The following is a 20468-nucleotide window of genomic DNA, read 5'->3' as shown; positions in this document are numbered from 1 at the left end:
CTAGAAATCTGCGGACAAGTATAGGAGAAATGGGACAGAGAGGAGAAAGCAAGATGAGTAAAAAAGGGATTAAGATTGTAACGATCGGAGGAGGCTCTAGCTATACTCCGGAGCTGGTGGAAGGATTTCTTAAGAGATACAATGAGATGCCAATCCGTGAATTATGGCTGGTAGATATCGAGGAAGGGCGAGAGAAGCTACACATTGTTGGTGAATTAGCTAAACGTATGGTCAAAAAAGCGGGTGTACCGATGGAGATTCATCTAACATTGGATCGCAGGGAGGCTTTACGGGACGCCGATTTTGTTACGACACAAATGCGGGTTGGATTATTGGAAGCGCGGATTAAGGATGAACGGATTCCATTAATGCATGGAATGATTGGTCAGGAAACCAATGGAGCAGGTGGATTATTTAAGGGACTGCGTACGATACCTGTCCTGCTGCAAATTGCCGAGGATATGCAAGAGCTATGCCCGAATGCATGGCTGATTAACTTTACCAATCCGGCTGGCATGGTAACCGAAGCGCTATTGCGTTATGGTAAGCATTCTAAGGTCATTGGTATTTGTAACGTACCGATTACCACAAAGATGACGATAGCAAAGATGCTTGATATTGATGTAGGACGACTTCACATTGATTTTGCCGGACTTAACCATCTTGTATATGGACTTCGCGCTACAGTTGATGGGGAGGATGTAACCAAGCAGGTCCTGCACATGCTGGCTGACCCAGAGAAACAATTATCTATGCGCAATATCGCTCCAATGCCTTGGGAGCCAACTTTCCTGCAAGCATTAGGCGTAATCCCATGCCCATATCATCGGTACTACTATAAGACACAGGATATTTTAGCTGAGGAATTAAAAGCATTCGAATCAGGAACCACGCGAGCAGAGGTGGTAAAACGATTGGAAGACGATCTCTTTGAACTATACCGAGATGAACAGCTACAAATCAAACCTCCACAGTTAGAAAAACGCGGCGGTGCGTATTATAGTGATGCCGCATGTAGTCTTATCTCCTCTCTGTATAATGGAACAAATGATATTCAGACTTTAAATGTTAGAAACAATGGAACCATTCAGGGGATTCCTCATGATTCAGCAATCGAAGTAAATTGCATGGTTACGAAGGAAGGGCCAAAACCAATCACAGTAGGCGAGTTACCTACAGCTATTAATGGACTTGTTCAACAGATCAAATCGTTTGAGCGGGTAGGTGCAGAGGCGGCGGTGACTGGTTCTTATGAGAAAGCCTTGCTGGCATTGACGATTAATCCTTTAGTGCCAAGTGATGAAAAAGCTAAGGCTGTGTTGGATGATTTGTTAGAGGCACATCGTGATTATCTGCCTCAATTTTTTAAAGAGGAGCAAGCTTAATTATGGCTTATGTAATCGGACTTATGTCAGGTACCTCTTTGGATGGCATTGATGTAGCACTGGTCGATATTCAGGGAACGGGCTATGATTCACAGGTTAAGTTACTTGATTTTATGACGCTTCCATTTCCTCAGTCTGTGCGCGACGAAATTATGGACAGCTTGTCACTTGAACGCTCGAACGTACAGGTCATTTGTAGCCTGAACTTTAAACTCGGAGAATTATTTGCTGACGCTGTAGAAGCCATTTGTAAACAAAATCAGCTTGATTTTGCCAATATTTCTGTCATTGGTTCTCATGGTCAAACGATTTATCATCAGCCTCAGTCAGAGGGAGCGTATGTCGCATCCACTTTGCAGATCGGGGAGCCTGCAGTAATTGCCTATCGTACCAACACAACTGTCATTTCCAATTTTCGCACCATGGACATGGCTGCAGGAGGACAGGGAGCTCCTCTGGTCCCCTACACCGAGCTGATCATGTACCGAGAACAGGAAAAGTCACGGCTGTTGCAAAACATTGGTGGGATCGGCAATGTAACCGTCATTCCTAAGGCAGCTCAGTTACAGGATGTGTATGCCTTTGATACAGGTCCTGGTAACATGATAATCGACGAGCTGTGTAGAGTTCTATTCGATACAGCTTATGATCAGGATGGAAAATGGGCGGCTCAAGGAGTAGTAGATGAGGCTTTGCTTACACAATGCATGAGTATCGAATATATGCAGCTACAACCGCCTAAATCCACGGGTAGGGAGCTATTTGGTAAGCAGTTTGTTGAGAAAATCATACGTGAAAATACTCATCTATCCCCATACGATTTACTTGCTACCATGACGATGTTTACAGCTAGCTCGATTGCTTATCATTGCAAAAATTATATTTTTCCCACATTGCAGGTGGATGAGGTGATCATTGGGGGTGGCGGTAGCTATAACAAGACGCTACTCTCTATGCTACAGCAACAGTTGGGGAATACATGCAGGGTTATCACACAGGAAGATGTCGGATTGTCGTCCGAAGCTAAGGAAGCAGTTGCATTTGCTTTATTGGCCCATGAAACGTTGCACCGTCTGCCAAGTAATGTGCCAACTGCTACAGGAGCTCGGGAGCCTGTTATTTTGGGGAATGTAACGTATCCTCCTAGAGGTGTGTAAAGAAGAGGAATCATGATATGAATGGGAGTGGATCAGCATGCAAAACGAAACGAACAACGAAGTCAATAACAATGAAACGGTCATTTTTGAAATTATTGTCCATAGTGGAAATGCTCGTGGTCTTGCTTTTGAAGCCTTGTCAGCAGCCGAAGAGTATAACTTTGAAAAAGCTGCTGAGCTTATGAAGCAGGCGCAGGAAGAATTAACACTTGCTCACCACACACAAACGGATTTAATTCAAGCTGAACTAAACGGCACACCTGCGGAGAAAACACTGCTAATGATTCATGCACAAGACCATCTTATGACCTCAATGAGTGAGCAAAAGCTGATTGAGCATATGATTCGTATTTTACAAAAAGTAAAAGCAGAAACCTCAAAATAGACAAAGGAGGGTTTGATATGCATCAGCTAGGTATCTCTATTTACCCGGAGCATAGTACAGTCGAGAAGGACAAAGCGTATATTGCATTAGCGCATCAATATGGCTTTACACGGATTTTTACTTGCCTATTGTCTGTTGAAGGGGATGCTGAGACAATTGTGCAGGAATTTAGAGAAACCATTGATTTCGCCAATAGCCTAGGTATGCAAGTCATCGTGGATATAGCACCGCGTGTTTTTGGTAAATTGGGCATTTCCTATGATGATCTATCTTTTTTTCATCGTCTAGGGGCTTATGGCATTCGTCTTGATATGGGATTTACCGGTCATGAGGAAGCGATGATGACCTATAATCCGTATGGGTTAAAAATTGAATTAAATATGAGCAGCGGAACAAAGTATATTGACAATATTATGACGTACCAGCCTCAAGTAGATCATATACTTGGTTCACATAATTTTTATCCGCATCGCTATTCAGGCTTGTCATTGGAGCATTTTGAAGCTTGTAGCCGCCAATTTAAAGAAAAAGGAATTCGAACAGCAGCGTTTGTTACTTCGATGGCAGCTACATTTGGTCCATGGCCAGTCACTGAGGGGCTTTGCTCACTGGAAATGCACCGTACGCTTCCTATCGCTACACAGGTAAAGCACCTGTATTCAATGGGACTGATTGACGATATCATTATCGCAAATGCTTATGCATCAGAATCAGAGCTACGGGAAGTAAGCGAAGTGAATCCTCATAAATTAACATTTAGGGTCCAGTTGCATGACAGCATTACGCCTCTTGAGAAAAAGATTGTAGTAGAAGAGCCACATTTCTATCGCGGGGACGTGTCCGATTACCTAATTCGTTCCACACAATCTCGCGTGAAATACAAGCAGGAGGATTTTCCACCATCCAATACACCGCATATCCGCCGTGGAGATATTTTAATTGAAAACAATCTATATGGGCAGTACAAAGGAGAATTGCAACTAGCTTTGCAGGATATGGAGAATTCAGGGAAGACCAATGTGGTTGGTCGTATTGCGGAAGAAGAAATTTTCTTATTGGATCAATTACAGCCATGGGGAAAATTTGCGTTTGTTGAAAAAGCGTAAGTAAGGTGAGTGAAGAAAAGTGGCCTATATCATTGGAGTTGATGGCGGGGGAACGAAAACAATAGCGGTAGCCTACAATTTTCAAGGAGCAGAGCTTGCTAGGGCAGAAAGCGGATATGGTAATGTTCTAGTGCATAGAGAGACAGCTATCGCACATATCATAAAAGCCATTGAACAATGTCAGAGTGCAATCGTAGACGATTGTGAATGTGCCTATTTATTTTTGGGGCTAGCCGGTATTCAGAGCGGAACACATCGAGAAGCAGTGGAAACGAGTCTACAAGAGCGTTTTGGAATACCTCTCATGATCACAAATGACGCTCGAATTGCTCATGCGGCATGCTTGCAAGGGCAAGATGGCATTTTGACCATCGCAGGTACGGGAGCGGTAGCGCTTGGAGTACATCAAGGTCAAAGCTTAATGACGGGAGGATGGGGGCATCTACTAGGTGACGAAGGTAGTGGATATTGGATTGGAATCGAAGCTCTGCGTCAATTAATCCTAGAGGAAGAGTGTGGATTTGAATCCAGCTCATTAGGCCAGAGGCTAGTCGAATATTTGAAAATCCAAAAGACAGCACAGATCAAAGACTTTGTCTATTCTTCTTCAAAGGATAAAATAGCAGCCCTAACCCCCTTAGTTGTGAAAGAAGCGGAAGCTGGTGAACCAAATGCTCAACGAATTCTACAAAGGGCGGGAGAGCATCTGGCTCAAATAACGATCCGTTTGTACCATAAATTCAGGTTTGAATCACCTGTTTCCATTGCTTTAAAGGGCAGTGTCTTGACCAAAATTGCGCTTGTGCAAGAGGCGTTTTACGAAGAGGTAAAAAATGCGATACCAGACCCCGTATTTGTTATAGACGAGACTTGTTCTTCAAAAGGGGCTTATTATTTGGCCCTGCAAGCGATGAATGAACAAAAACGGTAGAGCATGAGGAGCAAAACTGCCGGGTAAGGCAACATACAGACAAAAACGCAAGTAAAAAGCATGATAAGCCGGAGTAGTAGACAGGAATTTGTCCTTCTATCGCTCCGTTTTTATTTTCATTGGCCTATTTCCATGCTTATTTGTATGTAATAGCTGTTCTCGAAACATTTCCATACCTTCGTCTCTATATATGTTACTGGATGTAATTCGTCTGCCAAAGCTAGTATAATATAAAAAAAATGTAATATTATTGAAATGTTCAGAATTATCTATCATAATATATGTATTGATAGTTATCACTCCTATCATATAAATCTGGTTATAAGGAGGATGAAATAATGAAAAAAGTAGTAAAAGTAGAACTCTCGGATAACAAGAATGTAAAGCAAATGAAAGAGTTAATGTGGCGTGTAGTTGTTGATGTTTGCTTGTAAAGTAGTACTTTTTTTAAAGTAAAATGAACTTTCAACGTAAAGGAGGGTTTTGCTGTGAAAAAAGTTGTTAAAATTACGGTCAACAATGAAAAAGTAGATGAACTTAAAGGGATGGCACATCCAATTATTACCGGAGTTTGTAAGCTTTAATGTGTAAGGCAAGAGCACGTATGGTTTTGACGCGTGCTCTTGTTTTGTTATCGGACGAAAGCATTTCTATCAAATTGAAGAAGGGATAGGATAAAATGAATTCCCCTCACATGCTACAGCGTTATGAGGAATTACGTAAGCTAGCACATCAGACGGATGAATGGTTGGAGTCGAAAATAGGATCGGACTTCTGGGTAGATGGAATTAATGTATTTTTGACGATTGAACACGAGGATTTTGTAGAGGGCCTTGAACAGTTTCAACAACAATATACATATGAAGCAGAAGGTGTCACGAATTGCCTTAGACAGTTACAGCTTTATGCGAGACATTCGGTTGCACAGGGTGAATTTGCGTTGTATCAGGCTTTGGCAGTAGGGATGACGTGGTTATCCTTGCAGGAAGAGACGAATGGTCTTCACTTTAATCTACCTGTACAAATTACCAACCATTCTATAGCCCTCCTGCTAAGTCCAACTTACCTTGCTATATGGGCTAACAGCTATAATGCGGGCATTGAACTCTTTTTAGATGTGGATTCCACCTTACCTACACTGTTTCGTCCTGAGCACGGGAAAATCTATCAGAATGCAGGCTCCTATCTCCGGGGGGAAAATCTCAAGTTTCCGTTTCAAAATTATTTTCATGAAATTGCTCATATCCTCTTATTTCATGATGTCTATCAAAGGGTATTGGGTTCAGAGGCGGAATGCAGAAGCTATTGGACTCACATCGAGGGATGTATCTACGCATTAGAAGAGCAGGTACTAAGTGAGCTAATGGAAGTACAGGCAGATTTGCATGTTATTGATGATGGATACGGGAATCTACAGGGCTTTGAAGAATTTGCCGCCTTCCGTATCCAGCTTTATCAAGGAAATGAGGATTCCTCTTTGACAGGTGATACATTGCGGACTTATGTGAAGAGGGGAATGCAATTGGGGGAAGGACATTCTCAGATACCAGATAACACGGTCAAACAAACAATTTTGTCTACTCATGAGGTAAGCGAGCGAGAACTGGAATTAGTAGATCCACATTGTTTTTCTTTTGTGAAAGCCCTGCAAGCTCATAGCGATTGGGGAGTGAAAAGCTATGCGCGAAATACCTTACCTGCCTTCAGAGAAACGGTAGAACTGCTTCCTGCTGATGCGTATTGCATGAAAAAGCTGGAGGAATCACTTCAGAAAAAGCCGTGGCCAGACTTACAAGCCCTACTATCCAGCGATCCGTTCCCACTTCTAGATTCAAAGCAACGAGAGCAGCATAAGCAACTATGGAAAGTAAGAGAATTACTGTCTCGCTTGGCGGAGATTCGTGGATATTTGGAACAGCGCTCTGAACAGCTTTTCGAACAAAATCAGCACCAATTATCAATGAGCTATACGAAAATTCAGAAGGCCCTTTTCCCCTTAGCAAAGCAAGTAGCAGGTTGGATAATGGAGTATGAAACGAATGCGGAATCAGAGCAGCAACACGAACTTCGGTATGAGTCTGTCCAAAAGGAGATCAGCGAAATTCTTCAAATGGTTCAGGAGGAAGAGGGGCAAAATCGTTTACTTTCCTTTTTACATGTGCCATATTCTTATGTTTTAGAACCGAATTAGAGGAAGGATAGCTGCATATCGTCTGATTCTCTACACGAGAGTCAGATTTTTTGCTGTTTTTCGATGACACTGATCTGGTTTTAACGGACTACATATAAGGGTATAGAGAAGAGAGGAGGGGATGGCGATGGAATGGGAGTTACTCTTGCGTTTATTTGTTGGGGGCTTATGTGGGGCACTTATCGGATTTGAGCGTAAAAGCAGACAGAAAGCAGCGGGATTGCGTACGCATTTCCTTGTAGCAGTGGGCAGTTCATTGATCATGATTGTTTCTAAATATGCTTTTTTTGATGTTTTGGGGGACTCTGTCAAGTTAGACCCAAGTCGGATTGCAGCCAATGTGGTGAGTGGAATTGGCTTTTTGGGAGCGGGGACTATTTTAGTGCAAAAACAATCGATTCGTGGTTTAACAACAGCAGCAGGCTTGTGGGCAACAGCAGGTATTGGACTTGCTATTGGTTCAGGTATGTATGGCATCGGATTTTGTGCTACTATCCTCGTATTGATTGGATTGGAAATTCTAGATCGTAGCTTGCAATTGCTATTTCCAAAAACAATGCGTCTCGTGGTTCATTTGCAAGGACAAAATCACGTACGGGATGTGATTGATAAATTAGCAAATAATGGTGTGAAAATAACGACCTATCAGGTGGAAATGCCTGATGAAGAAGAGAACTCAAAAACAATGCTTGATTTGCAGATTCAAGCACAACTCTCTACAGAAAGCAATCACATGCTACTAGAAATTCAAGATATGAACGGGGTTACATTTGTACGTATGGATAAATAAACCTAGGAATAAAAAAATGCCCGCCGATCTGCATATTTTGGGCGGGCAAATACTTGCGGATATCAGACTATCCATGATTTAGTTTACTTGGTTATTCGTATTTTCTCAAACGTAATAATTGGATTTTTTGAGAAAGTTATCAATAATCCTATGGTAGATATGTCACGGGAGGAAGTAAGTAGAAGTGACGCTGGAAAAATATAATAGCAAAAAATTGATAATGAAAAAATGCTCGAAATGAGAGGAAAATGTCGAACGATAAAGAAAAAAATTGGTTAGAAAAAAGAAAAACAAAAATGAATTTTCAGTAAATAAAAACAAGCTTTCCTACAATTCCCCCTTCCAGATGATTATGTATAGGAGATCATAAAAAAAACTCTTGCATAAATTTTGGAAGTAGATACATAAGATAGGTTTTACACTCCTACAAGTAACAGATTCGAGGAGCCTAGTAAGGAGTGATTGTTCATTTATTTCATAAATTTAGCTGTAAATGTAAAGTATTTACAGTGTTTTACTTATGCTGTCGCTTTATTGGAGTTTTTGTCGAAGCACTTCCTTTTCTAACGATTTCATTGCACAATAAAAATAACTTTAATAGCCCTTTAGGGTGAAGGTGGCGTGGAAATGGGCGAGCACATGATATTATTAGGGAAGCGTCATTTTCTTCATGCACAACAGCAGAATATTCAAGTAAAAGGTTGGAGATTCTGTTTGCCTGCAGGTTGTCGATTCATAGCAACGAGGGATGGCTATCCAGAAAATGACCATGCTATCAGTTTGTTTAAGAAGTCAGAAAAAATAGCACAAATGATCTTGCGCAGATCAAATGGAGAATTTCAATTTATTATGGAAGCAGTATCTAGTGATTATGCAGTAGAAATAATTGGGTTATCAAAAACAGTTGTTTTTCAAGAAAAGTAGGTACAATAGTCTATATGTAACATAGGCACCCCGCATCGGGTGCCTTTCTTTTCGTGGATGTATAACAGCTAGGAATAATTTGTTGGTTGTGTCATAGATTTTAATTTATCAGGCTTTCCTTACTACAAAATTTTTCAGGTTTATCCACAAATCCATCAATCTAATCAAGGAAGTTTTCTTTACCAGAAAGCTGTCTTGGTGTAACGTAGAGATAAGAGTTTCGCGTGAGAAATGGGTTAGAGGAGGAGTAGCATGAATACACTGCAAATTGGTGATTGTAAGCTAACGTGGATGAGAGGTGGAATGACCCAGTTAGACGGTGGAGCGATGTTTGGAGTTGTCCCAAAGGCTTTGTGGAGTAAACGCTACCCTTCTAATGAACAGAATCAAATTCCACTCCGTTCTGATCCAATTCTTGTACAAGTTCACGGAAAAAATATACTGATCGAATCGGGAATGGGGACAAATCGCTTAAATGAGAAACAAAAACGTAACTTTGGACTGGTTGAAGAATCGGAATTGTCGGAATCTCTTCAAGAAGTCGGGTTACAATGTAAAGACATTGATTTGGTCCTAATGACCCACATGCACTATGATCATGCGAACGGATTAGTAAGTGTGGCAGAGGATGGCAGTCTCTATTCCACATTTTTGAATGCTACTATTTATATCAACGAAATTGAATGGAATGAAATGCGATCTCCTAATATCAGGTCTAAAAACACGTATTGGGAGGACAATTGGCGCCCCATCGAGAAGCAGGTTTGCACGTATGCCGACCAGAAAGAGGTTGTTCCAGGCATCAAAATGGTGCATACGGGTGGTCACAGTGATGGACATGCTATTATTTTGTTCGAAAGTAAAGGTGAGAAGGCTTGCCATATGGCAGATATTATGCCTACGCACGCACATCAGAACCCGCTATGGGTCATGGCCTATGATGATTATCCAATGACCTCTATCTATGCGAAGGAAAAGTGGTTGAAGGAAATGATAGCTCAACAAGCGTGGTTTACCTTTTACCATGATGCCAAGTATCGAGCAGTGAAATGGAATGACCAAGGTGAGATGCTTCAATCCATACCCATCCATAATAATCACTAGTTTTTCCCCCCTCTAAAAGAATAGAGGCAGGTTTTTAATAGGAAGAATGGCGGTGAAACAACATGCAATTGCATCGTACGCAAAGAGTGTGGTATTGGCTTGACTTTATGCTAGTGCTGATCACTTTGTCTCCAATTATTGCGGCGATCGGTTTTTACACCCAAATGCCCGATAAGCTGTTAGTAGCGATGAGGATAGGGGATGAGACCGGATACTATCAGGATAAGCTGCTGTTTCTCCTTGTTTTTAGTCTTGTCAATATCGTTGCCCCCATTTTGTTACGAGCATTTATTACGATTTCTCGCCAACGTGAGCGACAGACGAGACAGATGGAGATTTGCTTTGATTTATTACGAATAGCTCAAGCAGTACTATTTAGTACAATGTATTGCTTATTAATATTGCAAAATTTATTTATTCCGATAGGCCTCGAAATGTATAGCATGATTATTGTAGGTATTATTTTGTTAGTTTATGGCTATTTGTTGCCGTGGATATCGTATTTGCATCCGTTGGGTATGCGTACGTCATGGACTAAAACGGAGCAGGAGGTTTGGGTTCATACTCATCGTAAACTGTCCGTATTCTGGATGCTGACAGGTGTAGTCTATCTGTTATGTCCGTATTTGCCAGGATGGTTGGGCTTATTGTTAATCGTTTCTTCCGTATGCCTAACAATTCTATCTACCTATATATACTCCTACTTATATTTCCGACGTGGAAAAGGAAAACAGAATAAGCCATCCCTAGAAGCTTAGGCTTCGATGGGGATGGCTTTTTTACATCTCGTTACAAGTAGGCCTAGGCCTGACGTTTATCTAAAGACAGACGCACAAGCGAAGCCGCTTGAACTAAACCGCCGCCAAAACCATAAAGAATAGCTGTGTCGTTTTGTTTTATTTGCTCGTTTGATAAAGCCATATCTAAAGCAAGCGGGATAGTAGCGCAGGAGGTATTTCCAAAATATTCCAAACTGTACAGCGTTCGCTCTAACGGAAATCCGCTTTTTTCGCATATCGACTCAATCATGCGTAAATTAGCGCTGTGTGGCACGAACCAATCTACATCCAATAATGAGAAATTACTTGCCGCAACCAGTTGGTGCATTCCCTGAGGTAATTGAGAGACTACCCACTTATATAATTCCCGACCATTTTGATAGATATTTCCCTTTCCAATTAGCTCTACATCTCCCATTTGATTAGAAAGACCTGAACGATATAAATGAATCCCGCCATTACCATGACTGCTCATAAAGGAATGCAGGAAGCTAGGATTCTGTTCATCACGTTCAACAAGTACTGCACCAGCGCCATCCCCAAACAAAACACAGGTATTACGGTCGGAGTAATCAGTCACTTTTGATAATGTCTCTCCGGCTACCACAAGAATTTTTTTATGCAGACCACTGCTTATCAGAGAATTAGCTAGATGTAGTCCATAGACAAAACCAGCACATGTGGCATTTACATCAAGCGCTCCAGCAAAACGAATTGATAGCTTAGCCTGTAGTTGGCTAGCTACACTGGGAAAAGGATAGTCTGGGGTGGTCGTACATACAAGAATGAAATCAACATCCTCTAGTTCTTTATCATATGCTTGCTGCAAATGCTGAACAGCTCGTAGGCAAAGATCGCTTGTAAATTGGTCGGGTTCAGCTATGCGTCGCTCTCGCATGCCAGTTCTTCTCACAATCCATTCATCGCTAGTCTCTACTAATTTTTCTAAATCAAAATTAGTGAGCCGCTTGTCTGGAACGTAAGACCCTATAGCTGTGATACGGGCTTTAGACGACAAAGCAGACGACCCAAAATCAGGTGAAGGAGAATTGGAAAAAGGATTCGAGTAAGCCGACATCAATATGACCCCATTTCTTACTTAAATTTTTTAGTATCTGATATTAGTATCAGGTACTAAAAAGAGGAAGTCAATAGTTTATCCCCCTTACATATTTAGATAATCCTAATCAAATTTTTCATATAGAAGAATAGGGAGCAGTCATTGACTTTTCAATTGAATATTCCTACAATTTGGTTTATCACAAAGAGATAAAGATAGATAAAGGGGAGTAAAAAATGAACAGACTACAAGCATACTGGCAAGAATTTCACCCTATAATACACTCCTTACTTATCGGTACGATTTTTGTGCGAGCTGCTAGTTCTATGAGTATGCCATTTTTGGCTATTCATTTATCCAAGACAACTGATCTGAGTCCGGTCATGATTGGAATTACTATTGGGGCTGGTCCTCTGGCATCTACAGTGGGAGGATTTATTGCAGGAACGTTATCTGATTTATTTGGGCGAAGGAGAATTATGCTGTGGGCATTGTATACCTGGGTGCTTGTTTTTTTAGGATTTGCGATTGGAAAAAGCGCAATCTTTTTTATTTTGCTTAACATTTTGGCGGGATTTTGCCGTTCCTTTTACGAGCCTGTATCGCAAGCACTCATGGCAGATTTAACAGAACCAGAGCGACGCTTTCGAGTTTTTTCCATGCGTTATCTGGCTATTAACATTGGTGTTTCCGTGGGTCCTTTGCTTGGGGCATATTTAGCATTACTAGGCGGGGCTCTCCCGTTTATTGTTACGGCCATGATCTATTTGCTCTATGTCATCAGCCTGCAATATTTGTTACATAAATTTGGCATAAAACAAATTGAGGGCCAAAAGAAAGAAAAAATTACATTTGCTTCGGCTTGGAATGTGGTACGTCAGGATGTCGCGTTACGCTACTTTATTGTCGGTGGCATTCTGGTATCAGTGGGCTATTCTCAAATGACTGTAACCCTATCCCAATTCGTTCAGGGAATGTTCGTTGACGGAGCCATCCTATTTTCATATCTGATGAGCTTAAATGCCATAGTGGTGGTTGCTTTGCAGCTTCCCTTATCCAGATGGGCCGAAAAAAGGACCCCGTTGTTTAGTCTTGTAACGGGAACCATCATGTATGCGATGGGGTTGTTAGGCTTCGGGCTTTCATCGAGTTGGCTAACTTTTATGATTTCCATGTGTATCTTTACCATTGGGGAGATTTTAACCTTCCCTGCTTCCACCGTTTTTATTGACTATTTAGCACCTGAGGGGATGCGAGGAACTTATTTTGGCACCCAAAGCTTTCATAACTTAGGACAATTTTTAGGACCGGTGCTAGGAGGATATATACTGGGAGTATACAATGGAACAATTATGTTTACGGTTATCTCCTGTATCACGCTTTTCAGTATTTTGTTCTACACTCTGGGACGCAACTGCTATACTGCTCGTACAGGTCAAGCTATGACGATGACTCGGTAGGAAAATGAATACAAATAAAAAAACTGTCGGGGGAGCAAGAGGCCTCGACAGTTTTGTATATAAGTAGAATCGTCATCAATCTATTTATTTAATTGCCTGCATAATTCGATCGGCTATCCGTTCATATCCAGCATGATTCGGATGGAAATGGTCCGTGTATAGATAGGCCTTCTCCTTGTTCCAAAATAAGTCGTAGGAGGGGATCACCAGCACGTTAGGATAACGGGCTGAGATAGTGGTTGCTTCATTATTCCACTCCTGAACATGCGTACTTGATTCTTGTTTGAACTCTGTATCGCCAAAGGGATTATAGAGAGAAGTATAAAAAATGGGTGCTTCTGGATTTATAGATCGAATTTGTTTTACAATGGCTTCATAGTTGATAGTAAGCTGGGTTGAAGCGTCCAATAGTTTTTCAAGATCAAATTCAAATATACCGCCGCTTTGGCGAAACAAATCATTCCCCCCAATCGTAAACAATATGAGGTTGGCTTCAGAAATCAGGCGCTTAACATTCGTTTGTTTCAGTTGGTTCACTACATCTCCTGATTCACTGCCACTGATAGCTAGATTGCTTAGTTGAATGCTTTGATTGCGCGCCTTTTCAGCCTTTTGCTTCAAAATTCCAATATAGCCTAATCCGCTTGAATCTCCTAACCCACGTGTCAAGGAGTCACCCAGCGCTACCACTTTTAATGTGCCTGTAGTGGGCAAGATAGCAGGGGAAGGAGCTTCTGGTGTTTGGTCTTCATTGGGGGTCTGAAGCTCAGATGTGCTTTTATCAGCTAAATGCACTGGCGTAAACGCAAAGCAGAAGCCGACTAATAGAGCAAAAAAAGATAAGCAAGCCAGTAGCAGAAGCCATTTCGTTAACGGATGTTTTTTAGAGCTAAGCACAGAGAACCTCCTTATTGAGCAGGTATTTCTTGTTACACTTTACTACTATTGTACCATTCTAATTGGTGATCAAACCAGAGAGGCTCATGTGGGAGAAAAAGCATGAGGAAGCTTTCCTTGTGAAAGAATAAGAAATCCTCTGCTTATAAATATAAGAGAGAAAGGTGGGAGATATGTGGCAGACGCAGTTCTTTCTGTTGCTCGTTTACAAAAATCAATAAAGAAAAAACGACTGATCCATGATATTACCTTTGATGTGCGAGCGGGGGAGGTATTTGGTTTTCTTGGACCTAATGGAGCTGGAAAAACAACCACGATTCGTATGTTGGTCGGGCTTACCAAACCTGATGGAGGAGAGATAAAAATCGGTGGGTATTCTTTACAAAACCATTTTTTGAAGGCAATTGATCAGGTCGGATGTATTGTGGAGAACCCTGAATTATACCCCTTTCTAACAGGACAAGAGAACTTAGAAATGCTTGCCCGAATGAGTAAAAAGGTAAGCTCTGATAGAATTCGTGAAGTTGTAGAGCAAGTGGAGCTGACGGAAGCGATTCACGAACAGGTAAAAACATATTCGTTAGGTATGCGTCAGCGTTTAGGAATTGCACAAGCATTGCTACATCGTCCCCGCTTACTTATCTTAGATGAACCTACCAACGGATTAGACCCGGCAGGTATTCGTGAATTGAGGCAGTTCATACGCCGCTTAGCGCTAGAAGAGAGGATCGGCGTCTTTATATCCAGTCATATGCTTAGTGAGATTGAGCTTATGTGTGATCGGGTAGCCATTATTAATAAGGGACGAGTTATATCAGTTGGCCACGTTAAAGAATTAATGGAGCAATTTGCGGATCAGGTGAATTGGAAATTTAGAGACAATAGTTTGCCGAAAGCTGTTGAGTTAATGCAGGCAAGCCCCTATGTATATGAACTTATAGCTTTGTCAGACGGCAGAGTGAAGTGTCGAATGGAAACGGACAAAATTGCTGAGGTTAACCGTTCCCTTATCCATGCAGGAGTAGATGTTATTGGCATTGAAGAAAAGGCTGTTACATTGGAAGACCTTTTCCTTACACTAACCCAAGATGAATCAGTAGATGAGGAGGGGAAGCATGCTTGATCTGGTATATAACGAGAGCTTAAAGCTAGTCAGACGCAAACGCTTCTATGTAGTCGTCCTCATATTGCTTATTTTGATTCCGTTGTTTACATATGCGCAATACCAATCAGTAGAGGTGGCCCGGGCACAAATTGGTACCGATGACTGGCGCACCATTCTTCAACAAAAGATAGTAGATACCCAAAATAGATTGGCTTCCACTCGCATCCCTCCCGAATGGAAGGATTTTCTGAAAACCCAATTACAGTTGCAACAGTATTATTTAGATCATGATATTGATCCGTCAGCGCCAGGGGCCGTTACATTTGCACGTGGATTTATGGATCAAGCTGTTGGACTGTTTCTACCGATGATTATTGTGATTTTAGCAGTTGATCTCGTATCTTCAGAATTTAGTGAAGGGACAATTAAACTGTTGCTGACAAGGCCAGTCAAACGTTGGAAGATCCTAACGAGTAAATATATAACACTCCTTTTGTTCACTTCCTTGACCTTATTGTTATCTCTGGTACTAGCGTATCTTATCTCAGGAGTTGTCTTTGGTTATGGAGGGTGGACGATGCCCGTTTTAACCGGCTTTAAAGCGACAGGAGAAGTCTTACAAACCTCACAGGTATTTGTATTAGATCAATGGAAATATATTTTGATGCAATATGGATTAGGCTGGTTCGTTTGTGTAGTGGTAGGTACAATATCGTTGATGATCTCTGTCTTGGTGAGAAGCACAGCGGCTGGCATGGGGATTATGATGGCTGCTCTTATTAGTGGGGCTATTTTAACTCAAATGGCCTCTACGTGGGAACAAGCGAAGTACTTGTTTAATGTAAATTTACAGCTTACGACGTATTTAGCGGGGAGCTTGCCACCTATTAAAGGCATGAGCCTACCCTTTTCTCTTGGAGTATTATCTGTTTGGGGAGTTGCTTCTTTAGTGATTGCCTATGTAGTGTTTACTAGACAAGATGTTACGTAATGTAAGATATAATCAAAAACCCTCTAACCATCGTTTTATCTTTGGCTAGAGGGTTTTTGATTGTTTTGGGTAGACAGCATCAAGCTATGACCAATTCATAGTTTTTACAGTATCCATTAAATCCTGTAAGCTCATTCCTTTTGCTGTTGCAATTACATAGAGCTGTTGGGAGGATTTCGTGGTAATAAGGTGAACTGCATGCTGCATTGTATTTTTTTCTTGAGAGTCGAAAGTTACTCCGATTGCTTTATCAGTACCGACATAGAAAATTTGTGGAGATCCAGCAAAGGTTCCTGGAATGGACAAAGTACGTTTTTGCGTGTCATTGCGCAGTACCTCTAGCTTAAGCTGAGCATCACCATGTCGATAGATAGCTGTTTGAGAAGTGACATGTTTACTTGTTTCTGATTCGTAATGAATAGCAACAGAAGCAAGCTTAAAATCTGCTTTAACTATACCTGCGAGCGGCATATCCGAGGCTTGTTTTGCCTTTTCCAAGGAGGTAAAGCTGGAGAAGGTTTGAGGTTTCTCTTTTTCCTTCTCTGTCTCTTGGGTGAACATTTCGCTTGTTGCTTCACCAATTGACTCTACCTCGGATTCGTCTACGGATGGTGTTTCAGTCGCCGTTAAGGATTTATTTAGACTTGCTGCGCCTCCTTGATTTTCAGAGGGTGCCACTGCTATGTCATGTAATTTTTCGGATTGATCAGAGGATGTAGACTTTGAGCCTGAATCTTGATCAGCTTTGTTCTCTGTTGTCCCAGAAGCTGTTACCGTATGCTCCTTGGATGCTGCTTGCATTGGAGATAGCGAGCGTGAAGCGAGCAGAGAAGGCGAAGCTGGCTTATTATTTTGTGCTTGTTGAACGGGTTGTTTACCATTATCAAGCATAGCGATTGTTGAGTCTGCGGAAGGGGCTTGGGATTTCTTTGCTTGAGCTACCGCAGTATCTTTGTCGCTTCTAGCTGGCTTGGTGTCTTGTCTCTCAGGTGTTCCTTCGGCTTTTTTCATGCTAGGTGGAGTTGCTTGTAATTTTTCTTGAGATGCAGCTTTTGGCTCGGCTGCTTGTGCTTGAGTCTCAGGTGATCCGCTCTCGATAGGAGCTTGCTTATCGTTACTTTGAGGTGTCTTTGCCATGTAGGAGGTTGACCCCTCAGACATTGGTGCATAAGCTACCTGTGGAGAAGGCAATTGCTCCGTACCAGTATTATCAGCGCTACCTGTAAAACCTCCATTTAGAGCCTGAACGCCTACAAGTCCCATGACCAAAAGGACACTAGCGGCTCCCAAGACAGGATACGAAAAGAATCGAAAGCGTTTTGCTTTGGACGGTTTGCTACTTTCTGGTATTTCATTAGCTACTGCAAGCGGAATGATCCCCGGCTCTGTTTTTTCAGATTGACTAGAACCTCCATGGTGTTGGGGAGCGGCATATATTTTATTCATAATGTTATCTTCTAGGTCAATGGAAGGTTGTGGAATCTCTTTTAGGAACAGGTTTTCCTCTATAGATGACCATTCATTCTCTAGCCAAGCCAAGCATTCATCACAGGTTTCTAAATGGGAAAGAGCGATATCGTCGTCAACAGTGTTAGTCCATTTTGCCTTAAATTCCTGGCAATTCATGTACGAGTCCTCCTTCCATTTTCGTTAACACTTTGGCAAATTCTTGCCTTGCTCGTAAATATCGAACCCGTGCTGTAGACTCTGCTACCCCAAGCAGGGAAGCTATTTTATCAAAGGGATATTCGTGCGTACAACGAAGCACAATAACTTCTTTATAGGAGTCAGATAGCTGTTCGAAAGCTTCGGCGATGGTCTTCTGTTGTTCTTTTCGCAAAAGCGATTCCTGTGGTAATTCATTCTGTACTCCTGAAGGGACGAAAGCCAATTGTTCATCCGTATCATGGAACTTCCGGCGCCGGAGAAAGTCAATGGTACGATTCCTTGCTAAAGTATGGAGCCATGTTGATAGTTGACTTTCACCTCGATAGGTGTTCAGCTTTTCGTAGGCTTTGATAAATACCTCTTGGGTCAGGTCTTCAGCGTCTGCCTTGTTGTTTACCATCTTATATATGAAGATATAGATCATATGCTGGTATTTTTGAATAATGTCACGAAAAGCTTCGACGTCCCCTTGCAAAACCTGTTGTACAATTTCACTGTCGGCTTGCATCGAAGTATTGCCTCCCTTCACTTCATCTGACGATACGTTGTTTTCAAACGTTTCAGTTAGTCTTTTTGAATTTTATCCATAAATATTTCCAGTGTTCTTCCATGATTAAACGGTATGGATAGTCATAGTAAAAAGCTGATGCATGTAAAGATTCCATCCCATTCTAACATTTTTTAAAGAAAAAAAACGTTACAAAAACTAGGAAAGGATTGGGACATATCTTACGCTTTACCCTCCAAGATTTTCAGGCTCTTCATCAGATTCTATGATTTGATAGTGATAACCTTGTTCTAATAGAAACATTTGGCGTTTACTCGCAAATTCCTGTTCACGGGTATCCCGTGACACCAGTGTATAAAAATAGGCTTGGTTGGTTGCCTTAGGACGCAAGATACGACCCAATCGCTGAGCTTCCTCCTGTCTAGAACCAAATGTACCTGAGATTTGAATCGCAACATTAGCATCAGGTAAGTCTACAGCAAAGTTGGCGACTTTAGATATCACTAGCTGTTTGATTTCTCCACGCTTAAACATCTCATAATAACGACCCCGGTCTTCCTCAGGTGTTTTACCTGTAATGAGCGGTAAGCCTAGCGTGTTGGCCACCAATTCTAATTGTTTGATGTACTGACCAATAATGAGGATATGATCGTCTTTATGCTGCCTCAGCAATTTTTGCACCCAGTTCACCTTAATCGGATTCTCTGCTGCTAGTCGATATTTCTCACGTGTGCCAGAAAAGGCGTAGGCCTCGCGATAAATAGAAGGAAGTGGTAGTCTGACTTCCTTACAGAAGGCCGTTGCGATCCAGCCCTGAGCTTCTAACGCTTTCCATGGCATTTCGTATTTTTTGGGGCCGATCAGGGAAAAGACTTCATCTTCTTTTCCATCCTCACGTACTAGAGTAGCGGTTAATCCTAACCTCCGTTTGGCCTGAATGCTTGAGGTCATCTTGAAAATAGGAGCAGGGAGCATGTGAACCTCGTCGTAAATGATTAGTCCCCAGTTATAATCCGTAAATAAATTCATATGGGGAAACTCTTCTGAGCCACGCTGTCTTGAAGTCACCATTTGATAGGTGGTAACGGTAACAGGTCGCACCTCTTTTTGTTCACCAGTATATTCGCCTACCATGTCAGCGGTCAGAGTGGTTTTCGTTATGATTTCGTTGATCCATTGTCGGACAGATGTTGTACTTGTTGTTAAGATGAGAGTCGCCGTCTCAAAGCGTGACATGGTACCAATTCCAATAATGGTTTTCCCGGCTCCACAGGGCAAGCACAAAACACCACTGCCACCGTAAGCAGTACCATTGGCATAAAAGGCATCCACGGCAGCTAGCTGATAGTCTCGCAGGGCAAAAGGAGTTCCTGTGTTATCGCAGGGGACAAGCTCCATCGGGCACGGTTCGCCCTCCTGATAGCCGGCTAAATCCTGCACGGGATAGCCAAGCTTAATAAGAGCCTGTTTTACTAGTCCACGTGAGTACGGCTTCAGTATATACAGACTCTCCGAACGTTTTTCTTCTATATAAGGCTGCATAGATTGATAGCCCATAACTTCTGCCAGAATAAGAGGGTCTACACTTGTCAGTCCGATTTGATCCTCGTAGGTATGCATCTGGATCAATCCGTATCTCGAAAAGGCTCTTTTAACCTCATCTGCAACAGAAGGGGGCAGTCCATATTTACTGTAGCGGCTGAGTGTTTCAAGGATTTGCTCTGCTTGTAGCTGACTTGCCGCTGCATTCCACAAAGAAAGTGGAGTTAGACGGTAAGTATGTATATATTCTGGGCTTTTAATAAGCTCAGCAAAGCCACTAATCGCTTGTCTTGCTTCATCAAATAAGGGATTCTCCACTTCTACTAAAATGCTCCGATCACTTTGTACAATTAGTGGTAAATGGGGTTGAAAAGACACGGTCGTCACCTCATAGCGGTATCAATATTGCCAATGGTACCATATTTGGGGACGAAAGGGAAAAGCAGGGGAGAGCTATCATTTTGATTCAAAATCAGGGGCTCAGG

The 20468-nt window shown here is 41.9% G+C and carries 18 protein-coding genes; 13 read left to right on the top strand and 5 right to left on the bottom strand.

The features are described 5' to 3' along the window. Window positions 1–53 precede the first annotated feature (53 nt). The 10 genes from BRLA_RS18315 (at window position 54) to BRLA_RS18270 (ending at window position 10731) form a co-directional block, all read left to right on the top strand. Window positions 54–1385 (top strand): 6-phospho-beta-glucosidase, encoded by a 1332-nt coding sequence (locus BRLA_RS18315; protein WP_003338741.1) that lies wholly within the window; start codon window positions 54–56, stop codon window positions 1383–1385. A gap of 2 nt (window positions 1386–1387) precedes the next feature. After that, the gene (gene anmK / locus BRLA_RS18310) at window positions 1388–2542 is read left to right on the top strand and encodes an anhydro-N-acetylmuramic acid kinase AnmK (RefSeq protein ID WP_003338742.1); all 1155 of its coding nucleotides are present in this window, start codon (window positions 1388–1390) and stop codon (window positions 2540–2542) included. A 37-nt stretch (window positions 2543–2579) separates the two neighbouring features. Beyond that, complete coding sequence (locus tag BRLA_RS18305; protein ID WP_003338743.1) at window positions 2580–2927, top strand: PTS lactose/cellobiose transporter subunit IIA; 348 nt, start codon at window positions 2580–2582, stop codon at window positions 2925–2927. Window positions 2928–2944: 17 nt separating this feature from the next. Next, entirely contained in the window at window positions 2945–4033 is a 1089-nt protein-coding gene (locus tag BRLA_RS18300) for a DUF871 domain-containing protein (RefSeq protein WP_003338744.1), read from the top strand. Between the two features lie 19 nt (window positions 4034–4052). Next, entirely contained in the window at window positions 4053–4964 is a 912-nt protein-coding gene (locus tag BRLA_RS18295) for a BadF/BadG/BcrA/BcrD ATPase family protein (RefSeq protein ID WP_003338745.1), read from the top strand. 679 nt (window positions 4965–5643) lie between these two features. After that, window positions 5644–7155: a hypothetical protein gene (locus BRLA_RS18290; protein WP_003338746.1), complete on the top strand. Its 1512-nt coding sequence runs from the start codon at window positions 5644–5646 to the stop codon at window positions 7153–7155. A gap of 121 nt (window positions 7156–7276) precedes the next feature. Continuing rightward, window positions 7277–7945, top strand: a complete 669-nt coding sequence (locus tag BRLA_RS18285; protein WP_003338747.1) for an MgtC/SapB family protein — start codon at window positions 7277–7279, stop codon at window positions 7943–7945. Window positions 7946–8572: 627 nt separating this feature from the next. After that, window positions 8573–8869 (top strand): hypothetical protein, encoded by a 297-nt coding sequence (locus tag BRLA_RS18280; protein ID WP_003340054.1) that lies wholly within the window; start codon window positions 8573–8575, stop codon window positions 8867–8869. A gap of 252 nt (window positions 8870–9121) precedes the next feature. Next, window positions 9122–9973 carry a YtnP family quorum-quenching lactonase gene (locus BRLA_RS18275; protein WP_003338750.1) on the top strand — a complete coding sequence of 284 codons (852 nt, stop codon included), beginning with the start codon at window positions 9122–9124 and terminating at the stop codon, window positions 9971–9973. A gap of 62 nt (window positions 9974–10035) precedes the next feature. Beyond that, complete coding sequence (locus tag BRLA_RS18270; protein WP_003338751.1) at window positions 10036–10731, top strand: SdpI family protein; 696 nt, start codon at window positions 10036–10038, stop codon at window positions 10729–10731. A 43-nt stretch (window positions 10732–10774) separates the two neighbouring features. On the opposite strand, the gene BRLA_RS18265 is transcribed toward BRLA_RS18270, so the two are convergent. After that, on the bottom strand, window positions 10775–11830 hold the full coding sequence (locus tag BRLA_RS18265) for a ketoacyl-ACP synthase III (protein ID WP_051876127.1): 1056 nt from the start codon (window positions 11828–11830) through the stop codon (window positions 10775–10777). A 218-nt stretch (window positions 11831–12048) separates the two neighbouring features. Between BRLA_RS18265 and BRLA_RS18260 the strand changes: the two genes are divergently transcribed. Beyond that, window positions 12049–13272, top strand: coding sequence for an MDR family MFS transporter (locus BRLA_RS18260; protein WP_003338753.1), 1224 nt, complete (start codon window positions 12049–12051; stop codon window positions 13270–13272). An 84-nt stretch (window positions 13273–13356) separates the two neighbouring features. Here BRLA_RS18260 and BRLA_RS18255 read toward each other — a convergent pair whose 3' ends face one another. Then, entirely contained in the window at window positions 13357–14169 is an 813-nt protein-coding gene (locus BRLA_RS18255; RefSeq protein ID WP_003338754.1) for a GDSL-type esterase/lipase family protein, read from the bottom strand. Between the two features lie 175 nt (window positions 14170–14344). On the opposite strand from BRLA_RS18255, the gene BRLA_RS18250 reads away from it, so the two are divergent. Both BRLA_RS18250 and BRLA_RS18245 read left to right on the top strand, forming a co-directional pair. Continuing rightward, window positions 14345–15292 carry an ABC transporter ATP-binding protein gene (locus BRLA_RS18250; RefSeq protein ID WP_003338755.1) on the top strand — a complete coding sequence of 316 codons (948 nt, stop codon included), beginning with the start codon at window positions 14345–14347 and terminating at the stop codon, window positions 15290–15292. Beyond that, window positions 15285–16265, top strand: a complete 981-nt coding sequence (locus BRLA_RS18245) for an ABC transporter permease (protein WP_003338756.1) — start codon at window positions 15285–15287, stop codon at window positions 16263–16265. The genes BRLA_RS18250 and BRLA_RS18245 overlap by 8 nt, the downstream gene beginning before the upstream one ends. An 84-nt stretch (window positions 16266–16349) precedes the next feature. On the opposite strand, the gene BRLA_RS18240 is transcribed toward BRLA_RS18245, so the two are convergent. From BRLA_RS18240 to BRLA_RS18230, 3 genes are all read right to left on the bottom strand, one after another. Continuing rightward, complete coding sequence (locus BRLA_RS18240) at window positions 16350–17891, bottom strand: hypothetical protein (RefSeq protein ID WP_003338757.1); 1542 nt, start codon at window positions 17889–17891, stop codon at window positions 16350–16352. Beyond that, window positions 17872–18441 carry an RNA polymerase sigma factor gene (locus BRLA_RS18235; protein WP_003338758.1) on the bottom strand — a complete coding sequence of 190 codons (570 nt, stop codon included), beginning with the start codon at window positions 18439–18441 and terminating at the stop codon, window positions 17872–17874. The genes BRLA_RS18240 and BRLA_RS18235 overlap by 20 nt, the downstream gene beginning before the upstream one ends. Before the next feature lie 228 nt (window positions 18442–18669). After that, on the bottom strand, window positions 18670–20361 hold the full coding sequence (locus tag BRLA_RS18230; protein WP_003338760.1) for a DNA repair helicase XPB: 1692 nt from the start codon (window positions 20359–20361) through the stop codon (window positions 18670–18672). Window positions 20362–20468: the final 107 nt, after the last annotated feature.

Origin of the sequence: Brevibacillus laterosporus LMG 15441 (assembly GCF_000219535.2) — a bacterium.
Classification (GTDB): Bacteria; Bacillota; Bacilli; order Brevibacillales; family Brevibacillaceae; genus Brevibacillus_B; species Brevibacillus_B halotolerans.
This window is presented reverse-complemented; position numbering and strand designations above follow the sequence as displayed.

Coding starts and splice junctions, on each gene's coding strand:
- BRLA_RS18290 (WP_003338746.1), top strand. CDS start 5,644: ATGAATTCCCCTCACATGCTACAGCGTTATGAGGAATTACGTAAGCTA.
- BRLA_RS18300 (WP_003338744.1), top strand. CDS start 2,945: ATGCATCAGCTAGGTATCTCTATTTACCCGGAGCATAGTACAGTCGAG.
- BRLA_RS18265 (WP_051876127.1), bottom strand. CDS start 11,830: ATGTCGGCTTACTCGAATCCTTTTTCCAATTCTCCTTCACCTGATTTT.
- anmK (WP_003338742.1), top strand. CDS start 1,388: ATGGCTTATGTAATCGGACTTATGTCAGGTACCTCTTTGGATGGCATT.
- BRLA_RS18235 (WP_003338758.1), bottom strand. CDS start 18,441: ATGCAAGCCGACAGTGAAATTGTACAACAGGTTTTGCAAGGGGACGTC.
- BRLA_RS18305 (WP_003338743.1), top strand. CDS start 2,580: ATGCAAAACGAAACGAACAACGAAGTCAATAACAATGAAACGGTCATT.
- BRLA_RS18245 (WP_003338756.1), top strand. CDS start 15,285: ATGCTTGATCTGGTATATAACGAGAGCTTAAAGCTAGTCAGACGCAAA.
- BRLA_RS18315 (WP_003338741.1), top strand. CDS start 54: ATGAGTAAAAAAGGGATTAAGATTGTAACGATCGGAGGAGGCTCTAGC.
- BRLA_RS18280 (WP_003340054.1), top strand. CDS start 8,573: ATGGGCGAGCACATGATATTATTAGGGAAGCGTCATTTTCTTCATGCA.
- BRLA_RS18240 (WP_003338757.1), bottom strand. CDS start 17,891: ATGAATTGCCAGGAATTTAAGGCAAAATGGACTAACACTGTTGACGAC.
- BRLA_RS18270 (WP_003338751.1), top strand. CDS start 10,036: ATGCAATTGCATCGTACGCAAAGAGTGTGGTATTGGCTTGACTTTATG.
- BRLA_RS18285 (WP_003338747.1), top strand. CDS start 7,277: ATGGCGATGGAATGGGAGTTACTCTTGCGTTTATTTGTTGGGGGCTTA.
- BRLA_RS18260 (WP_003338753.1), top strand. CDS start 12,049: ATGAACAGACTACAAGCATACTGGCAAGAATTTCACCCTATAATACAC.
- BRLA_RS18275 (WP_003338750.1), top strand. CDS start 9,122: ATGAATACACTGCAAATTGGTGATTGTAAGCTAACGTGGATGAGAGGT.